We start from the raw sequence: 21,218 nt of genomic DNA, 5'->3' as shown, positions 1-21,218 counted from the left end.
AAATAATTTAGTGAGTCATCATCCTGGCACTTTTTCGCCCGGCTGACTACTCCTCATCATCACCGTCGGCGTGAGAGCGGATGAGCGCCATAAACTCTTTACCGAAGCGCTCCAGCTTGCGTGTTCCCACGCCGTTGACGCTGAGCATCTCGCTGGCGCTGAGCGGCATTTGCTCGGCCATCTCGATCAGCGTCGCGTCGTTAAACACCACGTAAGGCGGGATGTTTTCTTCGTCGGCGATGGCTTTACGCAGCTTGCGCAGTTTGGCGAACAGCTTGCGGTCGTAGTTGCCGCCGTAGGATTTCTGCATCACGCGCGGCTTCAGGGCGATGAAGCGCGGTACGGCGAGCTTGAGTTCGACGTCTCCGCGCAGGACCGGACGCGCCGCCTCGGTCAGCTGCAGGGCGGAGTGTTGGGCAATGTTCTGCGTGGCGAAGCCGAGGTGGATCAGCTGGCGAATAATACTCACCCAGTGCTCGTGGCTCTGCTCCTTGCCAATACCGTAGACCGGCAGCTTGTCGTGGCCCATATCGCGGATACGCTGGTTATTGGCGCCGCGCAGCACCTCCACCACGTAGCCCATCCCGAAGCGTTGATTCACACGGTAAATGGTCGAGAGCGCCTTACGCGCGTCCATCAGGCCATCGTACTGCTTTGGCGGATCGAGGCAGATATCGCAGTTGCCGCACGGCTCCTGGCGCCCTTCACCAAAGTAGTTGAGCAGCACCAGACGACGGCAGGTTTGCGCTTCGGCAAACGCGCCCATCGCGTTGAGCTTGTGGCGCTCGATATCCTGCAGCTGTCCCTGCGGTTTCTCTTCCAGACAGCGGCGCAGCCACGCCATATCGGCCGGATCGTAAAACAGCATCGCTTCCGCAGGCAGCCCGTCACGCCCGGCGCGTCCGGTTTCCTGGTAGTAGGATTCGATATTGCGCGGGATGTCGAAATGCACCACAAAGCGCACGTTGGGCTTGTTGATGCCCATTCCGAACGCCACCGTCGCGACGACGATTTGCAGGTCGTCGCGCTGGAATTTTTCCTGCACGTCGGCACGGATGTGGTTCTCTAACCCGGCGTGATACGCGGCGGCGCTAAAGCCTCGGTTTTGCAGACGCGCGGCGGTGTCTTCCACCTTCGCACGGCTGTTGCAGTAGATGATGCCGGACTTGCCGCGCTGCTCCTGGACGTAGCGCAGGAGCTGATCCAGCGGCTTGAACTTTTCCATCAGCATATAGCGGATGTTAGGGCGGTCGAAGCTGCTGACCTGAATATAGGGGTCGTTCAGCCCGAGCAGGCGAACGATATCGAGCCGCGTGGTGTCATCCGCCGTCGCGGTAAGCGCCATAAACGGCAGCTCGGGGAAGCGCTGACGCAGCTGGCCGAGGGCAGCGTATTCCGGGCGGAAATCGTGTCCCCACTGGGAAATACAGTGCGCTTCATCTACCGCCAGCAGCACCGGGTTCCAGTGCGCAAGATGGTCGAGGAAGTTATCCAGCATCAGGCGTTCCGGGGCGATATACAGCAGGCGGATCTGCCCGGTGCGGCACCCGGCCATCACCTCTTGCTGCTGCTCCCGGGTTTGCGTGGAGTTAAGACAGGCTGCCGCCACGCCGTTGGCGAGCAGCTGGTCAACCTGGTCTTTCATCAGAGAAATGAGAGGGGATACCACGACCGTCAGGCCGTTAAGCACCAGCGCGGGCACCTGATAACAGAGGGACTTACCGCCGCCGGTCGGCATCACCACCAGGCAATCACGACCTTCCAGCACCGTTTCAATGATGGTTTCCTGGCCGGGGCGGAACTGCTGGTAGCCAAAGGTTTCATGCAAAACCTGTTTAGCCAGCGACTCCTGATTCAATACTTCCGCCTGCGCCACGTTAACCCCATATGCCAGAAATGAAACAGGCGCTATTTTCAGCGCCTGAGAGAGAAACTTCAACGTTTAACGCAAAAACATTCGAACAGCCTAGAGAATATCGTTCAGCATCACGCCCACGCCGACGCGGGTCTGGTTGAAGTTGTAATCGATAAGCGACTCGCCGTAACCGCTGTACACCTGAGTATAGATGCGGACATGCTTCGTCATTGGATAGCTTAAGCCCACTTCCGCACCGCCGTAGCCGGTGTTCCAGTTGTACTGGCCTTTGGCGCTGAGCACGGCATCACCCAACTGATAGCCGACTTTGAGCTGGTAGTAGCCCATATATTTGGTGATATCCGGGTTATCATCGGTTTCGCCCACCACATACCACGGCTTCACTTCCACCATCCAATTACCGTTCTGCGCCATCAGACGCGTATAGGCGCGGTTCCAGCTGCGGGATGTCGGGTCAGAGCGACCGTTGGAATCGTGGTTAAAGCCCACTTCGACGTCACGCAGCGTCCAGCCCGCAAACTCATAATCCGTTGCAAAACCGAGGAACAGCTGCGGCTCATAGTTGGTTTCACGGAACGGCGAGGACTCTCCGCTGTTAGACAGCTGCCACCAGGATTTTTGGGTGTAAGACGCCCCGAGCACCGAGTTAGGCCCCAGAATACCGCGCCAGAACGGGAACGCGAGGCTGAGCTGGAACTTCACCTCATCTTTACGCGCATTATCAGACCAGTTATAGGAGCTTATCGCCTCTTTGTTGAGATCGCTGGTCTGGGTATAAATTACGTAGTTGGTGTCATACGGATAGAGCGTGAACGGATTGTCATGCTCCTGAAGAAGGTTCGCGATAATGCTACCGTGAACGGCAGGTTTATCATGCACCTCTTTAATCGTCGCTTCCTGCGCATATGCTGTGAGGGGCAGCGCAACCGCCGCCAGTAACCAGGCCAGATACGTCCGCATCGGTGGTGTTCTCCTGCAAAAGAGTAAAATTAGCTGAATAGTTATGTGGCGAACATTCTACAGACTTCTGCGACAACTGCTGCATCCTCGTTTCTGAAAGTGGAATTCCTTGTTGTCGAGGCATAAAATCAACATTTCGTTAACAATAAGGATGTGATGCCTCATGTCAGCCATGCTTACCGCCGAAGAAGTTTTAAAACTCGTGGGCGAGATTTTTGTTTACCATATGCCGTTTAACCGCGCGCTGGGACTGGAGCTGGAGCGTTACGAGAAAGACTTTGCCCAGCTGAGCTTCAACAACCAGCCGATGATGGTGGGTAACTGGGCGCAAAGTATTTTGCACGGCGGCGTGATTGCCTCCGCGCTGGACGTGGCGGCAGGTCTGGTCTGCGTGGGCAGTACGCTGACCCGCCATGACACCATCAACGAAGACGAACTCCGCCAGCGTCTGGCGCGTATGGGCACCATTGATTTGCGCGTCGACTATCTTCGCCCGGGGCGCGGAAATCGCTTTACCTGTACCAGCAGCCTGCTGCGCGCGGGAAATAAAGTTGCCGTGGCGCGCGTTGAATTACACAACGAAGAACAGGTGTATATCGCCAGCGCAACCGCCACTTATATGGTGGGTTGAGGCGGCAAAATCGGGTAAAATTAATTCACTTTTTTGTAACGGATTTTCCCGATGGATGCTAAACAGACGCGGCAGGGCGTTTTACTCGCCCTTGCCGCTTATTTTATTTGGGGTATCGCCCCGGCGTATTTCAAGCTTATCGCCTACGTTCCGGCCGATGAGATCCTGACTCACCGCGTTATCTGGTCATTCTTCTTTATGATTGCGCTGATGAGCCTCAGCCGTCAGTGGTCGGGCGTCAAAACGCTGCTGCAAACCCCGAAAAAGATTTTCCTGCTGGCGCTTTCAGCGGTGCTGATTGGCGGCAACTGGCTGCTGTTTATCTGGGCGGTGAATAACCATCACATGCTCGAAGCGAGCCTGGGGTACTTCATTAACCCGCTGGTGAACATCGTGCTGGGGATGATTTTCCTCGGTGAGCGCTTCCGCCGGATGCAGTGGGTGGCGGTGATTCTGGCCTTCTGCGGCGTACTGGTGCAGCTCTGGACCTTCGGCTCGCTGCCGATTATTGCCCTCGGCCTGGCGTTCAGCTTTGCGTTCTACGGCCTGGTGCGTAAGAAGATTGCGGTGGAAGCGCAGACGGGGATGCTGTTTGAAACCCTGTGGCTGCTGCCCGTGGCGGCGATTTATCTCTTCGGCATCGCCGACAGCGCCACCAGCCATATGGGCAGCAACCCGTGGTCGCTGAACCTGATGCTGATGGCGGCGGGCGTGGTGACCACCATTCCACTGCTGTGCTTCACCGGTGCCGCGACGCGTCTGCGTCTCTCCACGCTGGGCTTCTTCCAGTACATTGGCCCGACGCTGATGTTCCTGCTGGCGGTGGTGTTTTACGGCGAAGTGCCGGGGGCGGATAAGATGGTGACGTTCGCCTTTATCTGGGTGGCGCTGGCGATTTTCGTCGCCGATGCGATTTATACCCAGCGCAGGGTGCGCAAAGGGCTGTGATGTTGCCTTCACCCTAACCCTCTCCCACAGGGAGAGGGAATTCGATCGTAGGGCGGGTAAGCGCAGCGCCACCCGCCAGATTTTTACAGCCAGTTCCGGCGCTTAAAGTACAGATACGGCGCCAGCCCCGCGAGGATCATAAAGATAATCGCCCCCGGGTAGCCAAAGCTCCACTTCAGCTCCGGCATAAACTCAAAGTTCATCCCGTAGCTGGACGCCACCAGCGTCGGCGGCAGGAACACCACGGACACTACCGAGAAGATCTTGATGATGCGGTTCTGCTCGATGTTGATAAAGCCCATCGCCGCCTGCATCAGGAAGTTCACCTTCTGGAACAGAGATTCGTTGTGCGGCAGCAGGGATTCGATATCTCGTAAAATCTCCCGCGCCTGCTCCAGCTGACCGCCCGGCAGACGCGCCTTGCGCACCAGGAAGTTCAGCGCGCGCTGGGTATCCATCAGACACAAGCGCACCTTCCAGCCGATATCTTCCAGCTCCGCCAGCGTGGAGAGCGCTTCGTCGTACTCATCGCCCTGATGGCCTTCCATGATCACGCGGCTCAGCTTTTCCAGATCGCTGTAGATGTTTTCGATTTCGTCCGCCAGCTGTTCAATTTTGGTCTCGAACAGATCGAGCAGCAGCTCGTACGCGTTGCCGTCCACCATTGCCTGGCTGCGGGCGCGCATGCGGTAGAGACGAAATGCCGGCAGCTCGCGCTCGCGCAGGGTAAACAGACGGCCGTCGCGAATGGTAAACGCCACGGTGGAGTTACCCGCGTGGTCTTCCGCATCTTCAAAGAAGAAGAAGGAGTGAATGTGCAGACCGTCTTCGTCTTCAAAAAAACGCGCGGATGCTTCGATGTCTTCCAGTTCCGGGCGAGTTGCCAGGCTTTGCCCCAGTTCAGATTGTACGCGAAGGCGTTCATCGTCGTCCGGCTCGACCAGATCCACCCATACGGCATCAATGAGGGGCTGTGACTCTTCGGCTTCAAGCCGAGTCAGTCGGTTATTTTCGAGTTGAAATGCGCTCAACATGACCGGGACTCCCAATGCAAAAAATATCGGACAGTTCGGTGGGCACACAGAAACAAATTGGGTTTCAGACCATTAAACAGCCTGACTCAGCGCGACGGGAATAATGCAGGTCGCTGACAACCACTAAGGCCATCAGCAAGAGGAGATAGCCTTAGGAGTTGTTCCTGGATGACAGGGAATTGAGCCAGTATCTACTGGGTGTGTCCAAGGCGAATGTCCTCTTAGCGTAATCGTGCGCGCATGTTACGCCAGCTATAACTGTGGCGTCAACACGCAACGGAACGCTGAAGGGCATTAATTGACCTTCACTGTATAAGGCTAGCAGATTATTACAAAATAATGATATTTTTCTGAATGTTAGACTGTTTCCAGCTTCGCATAGGCCGCCACCAGCCATTTGATACCCTGCCCCTGGAACGCTACCTGCAGGCGGCTGTGCTCGCCGCTGCCTTCCAGATTCACAATGGTGCCTTCGCCAAACTTCGAATGGCGCACGCGCTGGCCCAGCTTGTAGCCGGTGTCGGTTTCCGCAATCGGCGAGCCCATGCGCTGATGGCTGACCGGACGGCTGATGCTCGCCCGCAGACGCACCTCTTCCACGCACTCCTCCGGCAGTTCGCCGATAAAGCGCGACGGACGGTGATAAACCTCTTTACCGTACAGACGGCGTGTTTCGGCGTAGGTTAGCGTCAGCTTTTGCATCGCGCGCGTCACGCCCACGTAGGCCAGACGACGTTCCTCTTCCAGACGGCCGCCTTCATCCAGCGACATCTGGCTCGGGAACATCCCCTCTTCCATCCCGACGATAAACACCTGCGGGAACTCCAGGCCTTTGGCGGAGTGCAGGGTCATCAGCTGAACCGCATCCTGCCAGGTGTCCGCCTGCCCTTCTCCCGCTTCCAGCGCAGCGTGGGACAGAAACGCCTGCAGCGGCATCAGGTCTTCGTCTTCTTCGTTGTAGCTGAACTGGCGCGTTGCCGTGACCAGTTCCTCTAAGTTCTCAATACGGGTCTGGCCCTTCTCGCCTTTCTCCTGCTCGTACATGGTGCGCAGGCCGGAGTCTTTAATCACCCGGTCGGTCTGCACGTGCAGCGGCATATCGGCCGTTTCCTGCGCCAGGGCGTCAATCAGCTCGAGGAAGCGCTGTAATGCGCTGGCGGCACGTCCGGCGAGGGCTTTTTCCTGCAGCAGCTCGCGGCACGCCTGCCACAGCGTCAGCTGGCGATCGCGCGAGGCCTGACGCACGACGTCCAGCGTGCGGTCGCCAATCCCGCGGGTCGGCGTGTTCACCACGCGCTCAAACGCCGCGTCGTCGTTACGGTTCGCAATGAGGCGCAGATACGACAACGCATCTTTGATTTCCTGGCGTTCGAAGAAGCGCATGCCGCCATAAATGCGGTACGGCATGCTCACCTGCAGCAGCGCCTCTTCCAGCACGCGCGACTGGGCGTTGCTGCGGTAGAGAATGGCGCACTGCTCCAGCGCGCCGCCGTTGTCCTGCCAGGTTTTTATGCGGTTCACCACGAAGCGGGCTTCGTCGAGCTCGTTGAAGGCGCAGTAAATCGAAATCGGTTCGCCGTCGACGCCGTCGGTCCAAAGCTTTTTACCCAGACGCCCGTTGTTGTTCTCAATGAGGGCGTTGGCCGCGCTCAGGATGTTGCTGGTTGAGCGGTAGTTCTGCTCCAGACGGATGGTTTCCGCGCCGGGGAAATCGTTGAGGAAGCGCTGGATATTCTCCACCTGCGCCCCGCGCCAGCCGTAGATCGACTGGTCATCATCGCCCACGATCATCACCTTGCCGGTATCACCGGCCAGCAGGCGGATCCATGCGTACTGGATGTTATTGGTATCCTGGAACTCGTCCACCAGAATATTGGTGAAGCGTTCACGGTAGTGCTGCAGGATGTGCGGCTTGTTGAGCCACAGCTCGTGGGCGCGCAGCAGCAGCTCGGCAAAATCCACCAGGCCGGCGCGATCGCACGCTTCCTGATAGGCCTTGTAGACGTTCTGCCAGGTCTGCTCGACCGGGTTGCCGAAGCTCTGAATGTGGTGCGGGCGCAGCCCCTCGTCTTTCTGGCCGTTGATGTACCACATCGCCTGACGCGGCGGCCACTGCTTCTCGTCGAGGTTCATCGCCTTGATCAGGCGCTTCAGCAAGCGGAGCTGGTCTTCGCTGTCGAGGATCTGGAAATCCTGCGGCAGGTTAGCGTCCATATGGTGCGCGCGTAGCAGGCGGTGCGCCAGACCGTGGAAGGTGCCAACCCACATGCCGCCCTGGCTGGTGCCCATCAGCTGGGCGATACGGTGGCGCATCTCTGCTGCCGCCTTGTTGGTAAACGTCACCGCCATGATGGAGTACGGGGAGCAGTTCTCCACGCTCTGCAGCCAGGCGATACGGTGAACCAGCACGCGCGTCTTACCACTGCCCGCCCCAGCCAGCACCAGCATGTTGGTGCGCGAGGCGGCAACCGCGTCACGCTGTTTGTCATTAAGGCTGTCGAGCAGGTAAGAAACGTCCATTGGCACCGTCACATAGTATTCAGGAACACAGCAAAGCGCCCGGTGGCGCTTCGCTTACCGGGCCTACAACTGCAAACCCCTGGTAATTTATACAATATTACTGGTGATTATATCAGCGTCGTGAGGGATGCCAACCGTGAAATTTCCACGTGCGGCAGAAGACGGCTGTCGGTTGCGGTCATCAGCTCCGCATTTTCCGGCTTGATCCAGCAGGCCTGCATCCCGCAGCGGATAGCACCGGCCACGTCCGTGGTCAGGTCATCCCCCACGTGCAGAATGTTACCCAGCGGCAGGTTAAGCTTATCCGCCGCCAGATGGTACATATCGCTGAACGGCTTCGCACGCCCGTGCGGGCCTGCGCGCAGCACAAATTCAAAGTAATCGCTAAGGCCAAACAGCTCGGGCTGTGCATTGCCGTTGGTGATGGCCACCAGCGGCCACTTTTCGGCAAGCTTCGCCAGCGTGTCGTGAGTCTCCTGAGGCACGTCGATACGGCTGCGCCATTTGGCAAAGTTTTCCATGGCCGCTTCGGCACCGATGGCCGCATCCTGCGCGCTCAGGCCGGCATTAAGCATCGCCTGCTCAACCGCACGACGACGCCATTCGGTCACGTCGTGGTAAATGTCCGGCTCGGTCTCCCGCAGGGACTGACGGAGCTTCTGAAAGTCCTTGTTCTGCATCGCTTTCAGCGCAGGATGGTAGTTCTGCACAAACGCCAGCGACTCCTGCTCGGTACGCAGGATCACCTCGCGGTTGTCGTAAAGGGTGTCATCAAGGTCAAACGTCAGGGCTGAGATCTGACCAAGTGGGCGGTAAAAACGCATTATTTCCCCCGTTTGGCGCGTGGATGCGCCGCGTCATACACCGAGGCAAGGTGTTGGAAGTCTAAGTGGGTATAGATTTGAGTGGTCGACAGATTTGCGTGGCCAAGCAGTTCCTGCACGCCGCGCAGATCGCCGCTCGACTCAAGCATGTGTGTCGCAAAGGAGTGGCGCAGCTTGTGCGGATGAACGTGGCTGTTCAGCCCCTGCTTAATGCCCCACTCCGCAAAGCGCTTCTGGACGTTACGCGACGAGATCCGTTTGCCGAGTTTCGACAGGAACAGCGCATCCTCTTCGCTGCCAAACAGCCCGCGCAGGTCAAGCCAGTGCTCAATCCAGGAAACCGCATTGCGGCCAATCGGCAGGCGGCGCTCTTTGCTGCCCTTGCCCATCACCCACACTTCACCGGACTCCAGATCGAGGTGTTTGATATCAAGATTAACCAGCTCGGACAGACGCAGCCCGGCACCGTACATCACCTCCAGCATCGCGCGGTCGCGCACGGCGAGCGGATCGTTAAGGTCGATATCCAGCAGGCGATTTACGTCGTCAACGTCGATATTTTTAGGCAGATGGCGCGGCGCTTTCGGCGTGGCGATCCCCTTTGCCGGGTTGGCTTTTAAGGCCCCCTGGCTGACCAGCCAGTCGAAGAAACTGCGCAGCGCTGAGAGCCTGAGCGCCAGGCTTGCCGGGCTGAGATTTTTTTTACGGCTACGCACGACGAACCCGCGTACCGTCGCAGCGTCACATTGTTGCCAGCTTTTCAGGCCGATTTCGTCGGCAATCTGCATGATGGCATCAAGCTGACGCTGGTAGTTGAGCAGGGTAATGGGGCTAAGCTGACGCTCCACGCCCAGATAGCGCAGAAAGCGCGAGACGTCAGTGGCGAGCAGTCCGTCCGTCATACGCGCTCAATCCAGCGCTCCAGCAGCTCGGGCAGCATCAGGGCGATCTCCTGCAGCAGGTGCGTGGCTTGCCCCTGCTCATAGTGATGCGCATCGCGGCTGGTAAATAACATGACACCCAGATCGCCATCGCGCCCCATCAGCGACATCGCCACCGAGCCAATCGCTTTGGCTTCCGGTAACACCACCAGCAGTTCAGGCCCGTTCAGCGGCCCCAGATAGTGGTGCTCATGGCCCAGACGCTGAATGCGCAGCGGTTCAAACGCCTGACGGCTGAGCGCCAGATGGGTGAACCCCGACGGTGCGCCAATGCGCCAGCGGTCAGGGAAAAGACGAATCGTTGCGCCCGCCAGCCCCAGCTCGCGAGCCCAGCGGTGGAAGCGGCTGAGGAACTCGTCAAGGCTGTGCGCCGACGCCAGACGCGCCTGCAGATGCAGCAGACGATAGAACAGGCTTTCGTTGGTGCTGGCCTGCTCCATCAGCAGCGTCATGTTCTCTTCTAACTGATTGATGTGGTTGCGCGAGCGCGCCATGTGCCATTCGACCAGCGACACGGTCCCGCGAACCGGATGCGGCACGCGCATCTCTTCGACGACGCGTGCATTGCGAATAAAAAACTCAGGATTGCGCAGCAGATAATCAACAACAGCTCTGTCGTCCAGTTCCGTCACTGTTTCCTGCAGTTCTTCCCCTGGTTGTTTCATAGATGGATAAACCCGTCATAGACATGTGCCGCCGGGCCAGTCATATAAAGTGGATGACCCGGTCCTTTCCAGGCGATATCAAGCCGACCGCCCGGTAACTCCACGCGAACCTCTTCTGCCAGTAACCCCTGAGAGATGCCCACGGCCACCGCAGCACAGGCGCCGCTTCCGCAGGCCTGAGTCTCGCCCGCGCCGCGCTCGTAAACCCGCAGGCGAATGTGCTCGCGCTTCACCACCTGCATAAAGCCGATGTTCGCGCGCTCCGGGAAACGTTCATGGCTTTCCAGCACCGGGCCGAGCGTTTCGACCGCGGCGGTTTCCACATCATCAACCTGAATCACGCAGTGTGGGTTACCCATTGAGACGACGCCGCACAATACTGTCTGCTCGGCCGCACGCATAATATAGGTCTTTTCCGCTTTGTTTGCGCGAAACGGCACGAGGGAGGGCTCGAAGTTAGGCTCGCCCATATTCACGCGCACCAGCTCATCATCGGTGACGCTGAGCACCATGCGGCCATTGGCCGTGCTGACGCGAATATCACGCTTGTTGGTCAGCCCTTTCAGGCGGACAAAGCGGGCAAAACAGCGCGCGCCGTTGCCGCACTGGTTAACTTCGCTGCCGTCCGCGTTAAAAATACGGTAGTGAAAATCGAGGTCGGGATCGTACGGTGGCTCGACCACCAGCAGCTGATCGAACCCCACGCCCAGATGCCGATCCGCCAGGCGACGGATCAGTTCCGGGGAGAAAAACACATTCTGCGTTACCGCGTCGACGACCATAAAATCGTTGCCAAGGCCATGCATTTTAGAGAACTGCATCATTTGCTCCATTGCGCGGGTACAGAACGTTGTCGTCAGAGATTAACCTGAGTCGGGCCACCGTTGTCGCCACGGTCGTTAGTATTTGGCGTGGTAGACTCAATGCCGCTTTGCACGGGTTTCGTCGGCGGCGGCGCGGTTTTATCCTCTGGCGGGAAGTACAGCGGTCCTTTCAGTCCACAACCAGTCAGGCTAAACAGCGTGATGAGAACGGCAAGCGTTCGGAAGACGTTTTTCATTATAAAGTTGCTCGTAAGTTCAAATCTGTTTCTATCATCGCAGGAGAAGACACAAAAGCAAGAGTTTGCCGCTTTCCTGCAACGGGAATTATTTAGGGTTATACTGCCGGCATCACGAAAAACAGGAACAAAACCATGAACGACAGTGAATTCCATCGCCTTGCCGACAACCTGTGGATGACCATCGAAGAGCGTCTTGACGACTGGGACGGCGACAGCGATATCGATTGTGAAATCAACGGCGGCATTCTGACCCTGAGCTTCGAAAATGGCAGCAAAATTATTATTAACCGCCAGGAGCCGCTTCACCAGGTGTGGCTGGCCGCGAAACAGGGCGGCTATCATTTCGATCTGAAAGACGGGGAATGGGTTTGCGACCGCAGCGGCGTACTTTTCTGGGATCTGCTGGAACAGGCGGCGACCGCGCAGGCGGGTGAGGCTGTGCGTTTCAGATAGTTTTGGTGCCGGGTGGCGCTGCGCTTACCCGGCCTACGGGTTCGAGTTGTTGTAGGCCCGGTAAGGCGTAGCCGCCACCGGGCGAGCGAAAAGGCTCAGGAGAAATACTGCTGCAACAGCGGCGCGGTGTCCTGATTGGCAGGCGCGGCAGGCGTTACGGCCTGGGTACGGAACGGGATCACCTGCGTACGACCGTCGACGTTCACAATCTGGTAGAACTGCGGCAGGTTAAAGTTGATAAAGCTTGAGCCGTAGGTGAAACGGTCGTGCGAAGAGGAGTAGAAGCGGCTGACGTCGCGCACCAGCTCCTCTTTACTGCCTTCACAGTGGTGATACACCTCGGCGCGGTTGGTTTCATCCAGAATGTAGATGTTGAACCCGGCATCGTCGCCCGACTCTTCAAAGAAGAACTGAATAATCCCTTCGCTGGCGAATCCATCCACCACCTGCGGCAGCTTAACGTGGTTGGTTTCCACCTGCACCGACAGGCCATGCAGCTTGTTGTGTGAAATCGCGCCGTAGAACTCGATGGCGTTTTCCAGCTTCTGTACCGACACGTTCAGACGTTCGAAGAACAGGCCCCAGGTCTGGCCGGAGACGCGCAGCGCTTTAAAGCGCCCGGTTTCCTGGCGAGTACTGGAGAGACGCAGTTCGATACACTCGGAAACCAGCTGCTGCACGCGGGTACGAATTAAACCGCGCAGGTGCTGGCTGTAGCAGAACACCTCAACGCTGTCCGGCGGTGCGGCATCCTGGTGCATCTTGCCGAGAATGGTTTTCAGCGCTTCGATCATCGCCTGCTCGCCGTTGAAATGCAGGGTACGCACTTCGTTCCACGAGTTGCGGTACAGCAGATCCACGCTGCCCACCAGGCAGTTTTGCTGCTCGCCAAAGCTGAAGACGTCCAGCTTGCGGAAGTCAAAATGAACCACCTGATTGCGGAAGGCCGCCGTCGGGTCGTATTCCAGGTTGACGATAATCGCCAGATGGCGAATTTCGCACGGGCTGTAGAGCGCTTTCGGCGTTGGAGCAGGCAGGCGCAGCGGGAAGTGGTGCGACACATCCGCGACCATCTCCTGCAGCTTAGCGAGATCAACCACCTCGTTGCCTTTGATAAACAGGCGCGTGCGCGAGGTCAGCAGGCCGTTAAACCAGGCCCAGGCCACCAGCTTGTTCAGGTAGCGGTTATACTCCAGCGGCTGATGGCTGATGATTGAGTCCATGCTTGGCGCACGGTTATACAGATACCACCCGGTGCGGTTTGCGCGGCCCGGCGGCACATAGATAAAGGTCAGATTCGGTTCTGACAGGTCTGGCGAAATCTGCGGGTTAACCAGGGTGACTTTACCTGGCAGCGCTTCAAACGCGGCGTACAGCTTACGGGTTAATACCCCGATGTCCTGCGGGCTGGCGGAAACGCTGAGGTTGTTACGGCGCGCAAAGCGGATCAGGTTACGATAGCTTTGCATCATCGCATCGAGCAGTTCGTTGTGCGCTTCACGCACCTGATCGATTTTCCAGTTGGCCCGGTTGTCGAGCATGGACAGACGCGCTTCGTCCCATCCCCACTCTTTCACTAACTGACTGACCACTTCACGACGCCAGCCCACGCAGGCGCGCTCGCGGCTCAATTTCTCACAGACTTTGAGATAGAAACATCGGCGCACCAGGTCAAGACGCGTGGTGTCATCAATGGCTTTCAGGTATTCGGTCACGCGCTCCAGCATCATGCAGTAGGCGTCCAGCCCGAAGGAGACGATCTCCCCGTCGTGCAAACGCTGCTTGATATCTTTCGCCAGCAGGCGCGGCGTAGGGTATTCCCAGGAATAGGCTTCCAGCAGCAGCGTTTTCAGCACCGCTTTGTACGGCGAGTCGATACTTTTATAGAGCTGCCAGAGGCTTGCGCCAAAGTATTCTTCGGCTGACAGAGAGCTCAGACCGCCGAGGTCCAGCCATTCGTTTGGCGTCAGTACGCCCTGCGCATAAAGCGACATGACGTAGTCATCGTAATGCTCTTCTTCTTCGCAAGGGACCATATTCCACAGAATACGCTTCCCGGCTAGACGCACGGCAGTACGGTAAAATTCATCCAGCAGTAAGATGTGCTGAGTCGAGCCGCAGTCCTCACCACCCAGACTGCCGCTTTCGTTATGGCGGAAACGGTTTTCATCAATCAGGAAGAAGCTTACTTCCACGCCGAGCGAGGCAGCCCAGCTCTCCAGCAGGCTGCACTTGCGCTGCAGCAGCTGACGCTCGTCGTTATCGAGCCATGACTGATGGCAGACCCAAATGTCCAGGTCCGAAGAACAGCTTTGCCCTACCGATGAGGTGCTCCCCATAGAGTAAACGCCGGTAATCGGCAGTTCACCTTTTGGAGACTCTTGTGGCGGCATGCCGCGGTAGAGTTCCAGTTCGTTGAGGTAATGCTGTTGGGTTTCATCAGGCGTGAAAAGGCAAATGCCCTGGGGAACGTTACCGTCAAGGTAGCCAGGCATCAGCGGATGGTGATAGTGCAATAATGTCGGCAGCAGACTGTATACCTGCTGGAAAGCAGGGCCCATGGCAGCAAGCGCGCGATCCACACGCAGTTGATTAATGGCATCCAGTCTCTGTTTCAGAGTCTCAATATAGAGGTACAAGACGTATCGCCTGATGTTTCCGGGTGTCGCAAGCTATTCAAAATACGAATAACAGCGGACCCGCAGTATTTCAAAAAGATAACCGTTACCCTTTTTCGCCCTTATCATTTTTAGTGGTAGCGACGAAAAAATGGTCTAAAACGTGATCAATTTAACACCTTGCCGGTTGACCGTAAAGAAAGATGCGCTACATACAAGTGTAGCACCGTTCTGTACGTGTAAATTCCTGAATACGGCTATGGCTGACGAATACGCCGCCTTGTCCCTCTCACGCTTCATCAACCGTAAAACTGCCATCCCAGAGTCAACAATGTTAGGATGGTTAGCGATTGATAATGACGGTAACAAGCATGTTAGACAATGTTTTGAGAATTGCCACACGCCAAAGCCCTCTCGCGCTCTGGCAGGCACATTATGTGAAGCAGCGCCTTGAAGCCTGCCACAGTGGATTGCGCGTCGAGCTGGTGCCGATGGTCACGCGCGGTGACGTGATCCTCGATACGCCCCTGGCGAAAGTGGGCGGCAAAGGCCTGTTTGTCAAAGAGCTGGAACTGGCATTGCTTGAGAACCGCGCCGATATCGCCGTACATTCAATGAAAGACGTGCCCGTCGAGTTCCCGGAAGGGCTGGGGCTGGTGACCATCTGCGAGCGCGAAGATCCGCGCGATGCGTTTGTCTCTAACCACTATGACTCGCTCGACGCGCTGCCGAAGGGTAGCGTAGTTGGCACGTCCAGTTTACGCCGTCAGTGTCAGCTGGCAGAGCGCCGTCCTGACCTGATCATTCGCTCGCTGCGCGGTAACGTCGGCACGCGCCTGGGCAAGCTGGATAACGGCGATTACGATGCCATTATCCTCGCCGTTGCCGGCCTTAAGCGTCTGGGGCTGGAGTCGCGCATTCGCGTGGCGTTGCCGCCAGAGCTGTCGCTCCCGGCCGTGGGCCAGGGTGCCGTCGGCATCGAGTGCCGTCTGGACGATGCGCGTACCCGCGAACTGCTCGCGCCGCTGAACCATGACGAGACCGCTATCCGCGTAAAAGCCGAGCGTGCGATGAATACCCGCCTCGAAGGGGGATGCCAGGTACCGATTGGCAGCTATGCTGAATTAACAGAAGGTGAACTGTGGCTGCGCGCGCTGGTGGGCGCTCCGGACGGTTCGCAGATGGTACGCGGCGAACGTCGCGGCAAGGCGCAAGATGCCGAGCAGCTTGGCGTGTCGCTGGCTGAAGAGCTGCTGGATAACGGCGCCCGCGAGATTCTGGCTGACGTTTATAATGGAGAGCCCCCTGCATGAGTATTCTCGTCACCCGCCCTTCTCCCGCAGGAGAGCAGTTAGTGAGCCGTCTGCGCGCACTGGGGCAGGTGGCCTGGAGTTTTCCGCTCATTGAATTCTCCCCCGGTCGGGAGCTCTCTGCGCTCGCCGACCAGATGAATACCCTTCAGGAAGGCGACCTGCTGTTTGCGCTGTCGCAACATGCCGTGGAATTTGCCCACGCGCAGCTGCAACAGCAGGGTTTGACCTGGCCAACCGCCCCCCGCTATTTCGCGATTGGCCGCACAACGGCACTGGCGCTGCATACCGTAAGCAGCGCGGACGTTCGTTACCCGTTAGATCGGGAAATCAGCGAAGTCTTGCTACAATTACCTGAATTACAAACTATTGCCGGAAAGCGTGCGCTCATTTTGCGCGGTAACGGTGGTCGCGAGCTGCTGGGCGAAACGCTGCGTGAACGTGGTGCAGACGTGACGTTCGTTGAGTGCTATCAGCGCTGTGCAAAACACTACGATGGCGCGGAAGAGGCGATGCGCTGGCACGCGCGCGGCATTAATACGCTGGTGGTCACCAGCGGTGAAATGTTACAACAGCTTTGGTCGCTGATACCGCTCTGGTATCGCGAAAACTGGTTACTCCGCTGTCGGCTTTTAGTCGTCAGTGAGCGTCTGGCGAACCAGGCCCGGGAACTGGGCTGGCAGGATATTCGGATCGCTGATAACGCCGACAACGATGCGCTGCTGCGCGCATTACAATAACTCTCAAATGGGAAGCCATAATGACGGAACACGACAAATCCTCCGCCGTGGTTGAAGAGACCAGGGAGACTGTGGAGACGACGCCACAGCCAGAGACGACAGAGAAAACCGCTGAGAAGAAAAACGGCAGCAACAAAACGAGCCTCGCGCTGAGCGCGATTGCCATTGCCATTGCGCTGGCAGCAGGGGTTGGCCTGTACGGTCTGGTGAAGCAACAGGGTGCTAATCAAACGTCCACCAGCGACGCGCTGGTGAATCAGCTCACCGCCCTGCAAAAAGCGCAGGAGACGCAGAAAACCGAGCTGGAAGCGGTGATTAAGCAGCAGGCCGCCGCGCTTGCCGAGGCGAACAGCAAACAGGAAGAGCTGACCAAACAGCTGGGCGACGTGCAGCAGAAAGTCGCCACGATTTCCGGTACCGATGCCAAAACCTGGCTGCTCTCGCAGGCTGACTTCCTGGTGAAGCTCGCCGGGCGTAAGCTCTGGAGCGATCAGGACGTCACCACTGCCGCCGCGCTGCTGAAAAGCGCCGATGCGAGCCTGGCAGACATGAACGACCCGAGCCTTATCACGGCCCGTCGCGCGATCACCGAGGACATCGCCAGCCTCTCCGCCGTCTCGCAGGTGGATTACGACGGCATTATCCTTAAGGTGAACCAGCTGTCGAATCAGATTGATAACCTGCAGCTGGCGGATAACAACGACGACGACTCCCCGATGGATTCCGACGGTACCGAGCTTTCCAGCTCCCTGAGCGAATGGCGCATAAACCTGCAGAAAAGCTGGCAGAACTTTATGGACAGCTTCATCACTATCCGCCGTCGCGACGAAACCGCCGTGCCGCTGCTGGCGCCGAACCAGGATATCTATCTGCGCGAGAACATCCGTTCCCGCCTGCTGGTAGCGGCTCAGGCCGTGCCGCGTCATCAGGAAGAGACGTACAAACAGGCGCTGGATAACGTTTCAACGTGGGTACGCGCCTACTACAACACCGATGATGCGACGACCACCGCCTTCCTCGAAGACATTGATAAGCTGAGCCAGCAGAACATCACCATGAACGTGCCGGATAAGCTGGCCAGCCAGCCGATTCTGGAGAAACTGATGCAGACGCGCGTACGTAACCTGCTGGCGCAACCGGGCGTGCCGGCAGAGCCGTCGGGCGAAGCTGCTCCGGCTCCGGCTCCAGCGCCTGAAAGCGCACCACAAGGAGAGTAATGATGCTTAAAGTCCTCTTACTCTTCATCCTGCTGATCGCCGGGATCGTGCTGGGACCTATGCTTGCGGGTCATCAGGGTTACGTCCTGATCCAGACCGATAACTACAACATTGAAACCAGCGTAACCGGCCTGACGATCATTCTGATCCTCGGCGTGGTGGTGCTGTTTGCGATCGAGTGGATCCTGCGCCGCATTTTCCGCACCGGTGCCCACACGCGCGGCTGGTTCGTTGGCCGCAAGCGCCGCCGCGCCCGTAAGCAGACCGAACAGGCGCTGCTTAAGCTTGCCGAGGGTGACTATCAGCAGGTTGAAAAGCTGATGTCGAAAAACGCCGATCATGCCGAACAGCCGGTGGTGAATTATCTGCTCGCTGCCGAAGCGGCGCAGCAGCGCGGTGACGAAGCCCGCGCCAATCAGCATCTGGAGCGGGCGGCAGAGCTGGCTCATGGCGACCCGATTCCGGTAGAAATCACGCGCGTTCGCCTGCAGCTGGCGCGCAATGAAAATCACGCGGCGCGTCACGGTATCGATCGCCTGCTGGAAGTTGCGCCACGTCATCCGGAAGTGCTGCGTCTTGCCGAGCAGGCGTATATTCGTACCGGCGCCTGGGGTTCACTGCTGGACATCATTCCGTCAATGGCGAAGGCCGAGGTGGGTGACGATGAACATCGTGATGAGCTTCAGCGTCTGGCATGGATTGGCCTGATGGATCAGGCGCGCGCCGACCTGGGCAGCGACGGTCTGAAAACGTGGTGGAAGAATCAGAGCCGTAAGACGCGTCAGCAGGTTCCTCTGCAGGTCGCCATGGCGGAACATCTTATTGAATGTGACGATCATGACACGGCTCAGGAGATCCTCCTCGACGGCCTGAAGCGCCAGTATGACGATCGTCTGGTGATGGTGATCCCGCGCCTGAAAACCAATAATCCTGAGCAAATCGAAAAAGTGCTGCGTCATCAGATTAAAACCGTCGGTGACCGCCCGCTGCTGTGGAGCACGCTTGGTCAGTCGCTGATGAAGCACGGAGAATGGCAGGAGGCGAGCCTCGCCTTCCGCGCGGCGCTGAAACAGCGTCCGGACGCGTTTGACTACGCGTGGCTTGCCGATACGCTGGACAAGCAGCATAAGCCGGAAGAGGCAGCCGCCATGCGTCGTGATGGGTTGCTGCTAACGCTGCAAAATAACGGTACGCAGCAGTAAATAAAAAGGAGGCCAGCGGGTCTCCTTTTTTTATCGCCTTTCTCCTGCTACATTCTTTGCACCCACATCCGCAAACGAATCCGCCAATGTAACGATGTCTTTTCATTAACCTTTTTTCACACACGCGCACATTTTGCAGCGTGGACTAAATCGTTTTTGAAAGGAAATCTCAATGAACTCGCTTTTGTATGCGCTTATCCAGGCGCTGCGCTGCCACCGCTGGCTGCGCCTGCTTGCCTGCGCTTTTATCTTTTCTTCGCTGGGGAATGGTCTAACCCAGGTTGTGGTCTTCGGTTTGCTCTTAGCATGGTCAGCCCCGCCCGCTCTGCTGACTCTCGCTTTTCTTTTCGCTACGGTACCCGGATTCATCGGCAGCACGATCGGTGAAAAGCTGTGCTCACGCTGTTCTCCGATCTCCCTGCTGATACTGACCGAGGTGCTGGGCTTGCTCGCCCTGCTCTTTCCCCTGCTTGGCGTGGGTTACCACAGCGTTGCCGCATTGCTCGCCGTGCAATCCACCGAAGCGCTGCTCAGCGGGATGAGTTGGCCCGCGCTGACATTGCTCTTTAAGCGCGGATTTAGCGAAGCAGAGCTGCCTGCTGCGACCTGTCTGGAAAATGTGATTTTTGCTTCTCAGGTGTTGTTAGGGACCGGCCTCGGCGTGGTGCTGTTTCAGAAGACATCCGTGTTTACCCTGCTGGCCATTGATGCCTTGAGCTTTTTCGGGTCACTGTTACTGCTATGGATGGCTGGACGCCGGTTTTCTCCGGCACCAGGCCCCACTACTATGGAAAAGGGGGGTTCTGCAACATTACGCTGGCAGGCGTTGACCGTTCGGCAGAAACGCAGCCTGCTCATCCTGCCGGCGCTGGCCGCCGTCGGATCACCGGCCATGGCGCTTCTTCCTGCACTGGCCCAGCAGCTCCGTCCTCAGGATGCGGCGGGCCTTGCTTTGCCCCTGCTTTTCGCGAGGAGTCTGGGGCAGCTTTGTGGCCCCCTGCTGCTAAAAAAAGAGAGCCTGATGCGCTTTGCGGCCCACACGCCGCGAATAATCGTTTGTCTGAGCATCTTTCTGGCCGCTTATGGCATGCTGCCGTTTTTGTCCGGGTGGACGGTATGTGCGCTGGGGATGATCTTTATCGCGCATCTGGCCTCGAATGTTCTCTTCGCAGCGGGCACGTTTGGCGTACTCAGTAGTTTTCCTCTCACGCAAACCGCTTCTGCCAGCGGTAAAGCCTGGCGCTGGCAAACGCTCAGCGCCTCTCTTTTCACCGGCATTGCAGCGGCGGTGGCTTCAGGGTTTGGCTCAGCACAGGCGCTCTATGCTGTCTCTGCATCGGCCCTGCTGATGGTCGCCCTGATCGTGCGCAGGTACAGGAAATAAGGCATAAAAAAACGCCTGCTATAAAAGCAGGCGTTAAAACAGGTCTGTAAGACAACATATTTGGTGCTTCACTCAACGTTGTGTCCATGGTGTCTGATGAGGCCGAAGCGACATCTGTCAGTGGACGATAAGCACCGTAAATGGCTCTGCGTCATTCCTGAGTTTATGAGGCACTAAGGCGAACATAAGAGATGGAATGAGCATCTACACGCATATTATTGCACGTAACGTGCCAACATAACACCCAGAACTTTTACATGACGCAACATTTTAAGATAAAAGGAAATTATGCTGCTAAGCGCCGTCTTAAGCGCTACAACGTAGCGGGAAAAGGCGGGAATATGTCGCCAGGAGGAGACGGCAAAACCCATAAATGGTTTTTTATATGACTTTCAATGAGTTGCATGTCGCTGGATTGCGACAATGAAAAAGGACGTGGTTGGGGAATAACGACAGGGATGAAGAATCGCAGAAAACAAAAAACCCCGCCGAAGCGGGGTTCAAAATTGGTCGGCGAGAGAGGATTCGAACCTCCGACCCACTGGTCCCAAACCAGTTGCGCTACCAAGCTGCGCTACTCGCCGATGTACTGCTTTTTGAATTTTTAGTTCAATTCATTTAAAAAGTCGTGGTGCGAGGGGGGGGACTCGAACCCCCACATCCAAAGGACACTAACACCTGAAGCTAGCGCGTCTACCAATTCCGCCACCTTCGCAATTCACAACTCTTTCAAATAATGGGGTGGCTAATGGGATTCGAACCCACGACAACTGGAATCACAATCCAGGGCTCTACCAACTGAGCTATAGCCACCACTGTATTCTTTCACGCG

19 protein-coding genes and 3 tRNA genes are annotated in these 21,218 nt (G+C 57.4%); 8 read left to right on the top strand and 14 right to left on the bottom strand.

The annotated features are described in order from the left end of the window. Positions 1 to 46: 46 nt before the first annotated feature. Together recQ and pldA are read right to left on the bottom strand one after the other, a co-directional pair. Positions 47 to 1,876: an ATP-dependent DNA helicase RecQ gene (gene recQ / locus BJ885_RS22945; RefSeq protein WP_121930892.1), complete on the bottom strand. Its 1,830-nt coding sequence runs from the start codon at positions 1,874 to 1,876 to the stop codon at positions 47 to 49. A 90-nt stretch (positions 1,877 to 1,966) separates the two neighbouring features. After that, positions 1,967 to 2,836, bottom strand: a complete 870-nt coding sequence (gene pldA, locus BJ885_RS22940; RefSeq protein WP_023333803.1) for a phospholipase A — start codon at positions 2,834 to 2,836, stop codon at positions 1,967 to 1,969. A gap of 163 nt (positions 2,837 to 2,999) precedes the next feature. Between pldA and yigI the strand changes: the two genes are divergently transcribed. Further along, on the top strand, positions 3,000 to 3,467 hold the full coding sequence (gene yigI, locus BJ885_RS22935; protein ID WP_008501538.1) for an acyl-CoA thioesterase YigI: 468 nt from the start codon (positions 3,000 to 3,002) through the stop codon (positions 3,465 to 3,467). 51 nt (positions 3,468 to 3,518) lie between these two features. Beyond that, the gene (gene rarD, locus BJ885_RS22930; RefSeq protein WP_023309622.1) at positions 3,519 to 4,415 is read left to right on the top strand and encodes an EamA family transporter RarD; all 897 of its coding nucleotides are present in this window, start codon (positions 3,519 to 3,521) and stop codon (positions 4,413 to 4,415) included. An 83-nt stretch (positions 4,416 to 4,498) separates the two neighbouring features. On the opposite strand, the gene corA is transcribed toward rarD, so the two are convergent. The 8 genes from corA to BJ885_RS22890 form a co-directional block, all read right to left on the bottom strand. Beyond that, positions 4,499 to 5,449 (bottom strand): magnesium/cobalt transporter CorA, encoded by a 951-nt coding sequence (gene corA, locus BJ885_RS22925; protein WP_008501540.1) that lies wholly within the window; start codon positions 5,447 to 5,449, stop codon positions 4,499 to 4,501. Positions 5,450 to 5,600: 151 nt separating this feature from the next. Then, positions 5,601 to 5,657, bottom strand: a complete 57-nt coding sequence (ysgD, locus tag BJ885_RS23380; RefSeq protein WP_212743980.1) for a YsgD/CorL family protein — start codon at positions 5,655 to 5,657, stop codon at positions 5,601 to 5,603. A gap of 149 nt (positions 5,658 to 5,806) precedes the next feature. Then, a complete protein-coding gene (gene uvrD, locus BJ885_RS22915) occupies positions 5,807 to 7,969 on the bottom strand; it encodes a DNA helicase II (protein WP_033146899.1) in 2,163 nt (720 codons plus the stop codon). A gap of 107 nt (positions 7,970 to 8,076) precedes the next feature. After that, the gene (yigB, locus tag BJ885_RS22910; protein ID WP_121930893.1) at positions 8,077 to 8,793 is read right to left on the bottom strand and encodes a 5-amino-6-(5-phospho-D-ribitylamino)uracil phosphatase YigB; all 717 of its coding nucleotides are present in this window, start codon (positions 8,791 to 8,793) and stop codon (positions 8,077 to 8,079) included. Further along, positions 8,793 to 9,695: a tyrosine recombinase XerC gene (gene xerC, locus BJ885_RS22905; protein ID WP_121930894.1), complete on the bottom strand. Its 903-nt coding sequence runs from the start codon at positions 9,693 to 9,695 to the stop codon at positions 8,793 to 8,795. The genes yigB and xerC overlap by 1 nt, the downstream gene beginning before the upstream one ends. Then, positions 9,692 to 10,399, bottom strand: a complete 708-nt coding sequence (locus BJ885_RS22900) for a DUF484 domain-containing protein (RefSeq protein ID WP_023309626.1) — start codon at positions 10,397 to 10,399, stop codon at positions 9,692 to 9,694. Before BJ885_RS22900 ends, xerC begins: the two co-directional genes overlap by 4 nt. Then, complete coding sequence (gene dapF / locus BJ885_RS22895; RefSeq protein ID WP_121930895.1) at positions 10,396 to 11,220, bottom strand: diaminopimelate epimerase; 825 nt, start codon at positions 11,218 to 11,220, stop codon at positions 10,396 to 10,398. The genes BJ885_RS22900 and dapF overlap by 4 nt, the downstream gene beginning before the upstream one ends. 35 nt (positions 11,221 to 11,255) lie before the next feature. After that, the gene (locus tag BJ885_RS22890) at positions 11,256 to 11,459 is read right to left on the bottom strand and encodes an LPS translocon maturation chaperone LptM (RefSeq protein ID WP_038417776.1); all 204 of its coding nucleotides are present in this window, start codon (positions 11,457 to 11,459) and stop codon (positions 11,256 to 11,258) included. 135 nt (positions 11,460 to 11,594) lie between these two features. On the opposite strand from BJ885_RS22890, the gene cyaY reads away from it, so the two are divergent. Further along, positions 11,595 to 11,915, top strand: a complete 321-nt coding sequence (cyaY, locus tag BJ885_RS22885; protein WP_038417775.1) for an iron donor protein CyaY — start codon at positions 11,595 to 11,597, stop codon at positions 11,913 to 11,915. A 95-nt stretch (positions 11,916 to 12,010) separates the two neighbouring features. Here cyaY and cyaA read toward each other — a convergent pair whose 3' ends face one another. Further along, positions 12,011 to 14,554 carry a class I adenylate cyclase gene (gene cyaA, locus BJ885_RS22880; protein ID WP_023309629.1) on the bottom strand — a complete coding sequence of 848 codons (2,544 nt, stop codon included), beginning with the start codon at positions 14,552 to 14,554 and terminating at the stop codon, positions 12,011 to 12,013. Positions 14,555 to 14,904: 350 nt separating this feature from the next. Between cyaA and hemC the strand changes: the two genes are divergently transcribed. From hemC to BJ885_RS22850, 5 genes are all read left to right on the top strand, one after another. Continuing rightward, positions 14,905 to 15,846 (top strand): hydroxymethylbilane synthase, encoded by a 942-nt coding sequence (gene hemC / locus BJ885_RS22870; protein WP_059347446.1) that lies wholly within the window; start codon positions 14,905 to 14,907, stop codon positions 15,844 to 15,846. Further along, positions 15,843 to 16,583, top strand: coding sequence for a uroporphyrinogen-III synthase (gene hemD, locus BJ885_RS22865; RefSeq protein WP_048976898.1), 741 nt, complete (start codon positions 15,843 to 15,845; stop codon positions 16,581 to 16,583). Before hemC ends, hemD begins: the two co-directional genes overlap by 4 nt. Before the next feature lie 20 nt (positions 16,584 to 16,603). Further along, on the top strand, positions 16,604 to 17,800 hold the full coding sequence (gene hemX, locus BJ885_RS22860; RefSeq protein WP_121930897.1) for a uroporphyrinogen-III C-methyltransferase: 1,197 nt from the start codon (positions 16,604 to 16,606) through the stop codon (positions 17,798 to 17,800). 2 nt (positions 17,801 to 17,802) lie between these two features. Beyond that, complete coding sequence (gene hemY / locus BJ885_RS22855; protein WP_121930898.1) at positions 17,803 to 19,002, top strand: protoheme IX biogenesis protein HemY; 1,200 nt, start codon at positions 17,803 to 17,805, stop codon at positions 19,000 to 19,002. Between the two features lie 172 nt (positions 19,003 to 19,174). Further along, positions 19,175 to 20,386, top strand: a complete 1,212-nt coding sequence (locus tag BJ885_RS22850; RefSeq protein WP_121930899.1) for an MFS transporter — start codon at positions 19,175 to 19,177, stop codon at positions 20,384 to 20,386. A gap of 507 nt (positions 20,387 to 20,893) precedes the next feature. On the opposite strand, the gene BJ885_RS22845 is transcribed toward BJ885_RS22850, so the two are convergent. The 3 genes from BJ885_RS22845 to BJ885_RS22835 form a co-directional block, all read right to left on the bottom strand. Beyond that, positions 20,894 to 20,970: transfer RNA gene (locus BJ885_RS22845), tRNA-Pro, on the bottom strand. Between the two features lie 45 nt (positions 20,971 to 21,015). Continuing rightward, a tRNA-Leu gene (locus tag BJ885_RS22840) sits at positions 21,016 to 21,101 on the bottom strand. Positions 21,102 to 21,123: 22 nt separating this feature from the next. Then, a tRNA-His gene (locus BJ885_RS22835) sits at positions 21,124 to 21,199 on the bottom strand. Between the last annotated feature and the right edge of the window lie 19 nt (positions 21,200 to 21,218).

Origin of the sequence: Enterobacter sp. WP_7_1 (assembly GCF_003688535.1) — a bacterium.
GTDB classification, from domain to species: domain Bacteria; phylum Pseudomonadota; class Gammaproteobacteria; order Enterobacterales; family Enterobacteriaceae; genus Enterobacter; species Enterobacter asburiae.
Note: the sequence above shows the minus strand (reverse complement) of the source record. Positions and strands in the feature narration are given on the sequence as shown.

What these genes read in the sequence shown, in the direction of transcription:
- pldA (WP_023333803.1), bottom strand. Translation starts at nt 2,836, where the DNA reads ATGCGGACGTATCTGGCCTGGTTACTGGCGGCGGTTGCGCTGCCCCTC.
- yigI (WP_008501538.1), top strand. Translation starts at nt 3,000, where the DNA reads ATGTCAGCCATGCTTACCGCCGAAGAAGTTTTAAAACTCGTGGGCGAG.
- rarD (WP_023309622.1), top strand. Translation starts at nt 3,519, where the DNA reads ATGGATGCTAAACAGACGCGGCAGGGCGTTTTACTCGCCCTTGCCGCT.
- corA (WP_008501540.1), bottom strand. Translation starts at nt 5,449, where the DNA reads ATGTTGAGCGCATTTCAACTCGAAAATAACCGACTGACTCGGCTTGAA.
- uvrD (WP_033146899.1), bottom strand. Translation starts at nt 7,969, where the DNA reads ATGGACGTTTCTTACCTGCTCGACAGCCTTAATGACAAACAGCGTGAC.
- yigB (WP_121930893.1), bottom strand. Translation starts at nt 8,793, where the DNA reads ATGCGTTTTTACCGCCCACTTGGTCAGATCTCAGCCCTGACGTTTGAC.
- xerC (WP_121930894.1), bottom strand. Translation starts at nt 9,695, where the DNA reads ATGACGGACGGACTGCTCGCCACTGACGTCTCGCGCTTTCTGCGCTAT.
- BJ885_RS22900 (WP_023309626.1), bottom strand. Translation starts at nt 10,399, where the DNA reads ATGAAACAACCAGGGGAAGAACTGCAGGAAACAGTGACGGAACTGGAC.
- dapF (WP_121930895.1), bottom strand. Translation starts at nt 11,220, where the DNA reads ATGCAGTTCTCTAAAATGCATGGCCTTGGCAACGATTTTATGGTCGTC.
- BJ885_RS22890 (WP_038417776.1), bottom strand. Translation starts at nt 11,459, where the DNA reads ATGAAAAACGTCTTCCGAACGCTTGCCGTTCTCATCACGCTGTTTAGC.
- cyaY (WP_038417775.1), top strand. Translation starts at nt 11,595, where the DNA reads ATGAACGACAGTGAATTCCATCGCCTTGCCGACAACCTGTGGATGACC.
- hemC (WP_059347446.1), top strand. Translation starts at nt 14,905, where the DNA reads ATGTTAGACAATGTTTTGAGAATTGCCACACGCCAAAGCCCTCTCGCG.
- hemD (WP_048976898.1), top strand. Translation starts at nt 15,843, where the DNA reads ATGAGTATTCTCGTCACCCGCCCTTCTCCCGCAGGAGAGCAGTTAGTG.
- hemX (WP_121930897.1), top strand. Translation starts at nt 16,604, where the DNA reads ATGACGGAACACGACAAATCCTCCGCCGTGGTTGAAGAGACCAGGGAG.
- hemY (WP_121930898.1), top strand. Translation starts at nt 17,803, where the DNA reads ATGCTTAAAGTCCTCTTACTCTTCATCCTGCTGATCGCCGGGATCGTG.
- BJ885_RS22850 (WP_121930899.1), top strand. Translation starts at nt 19,175, where the DNA reads ATGAACTCGCTTTTGTATGCGCTTATCCAGGCGCTGCGCTGCCACCGC.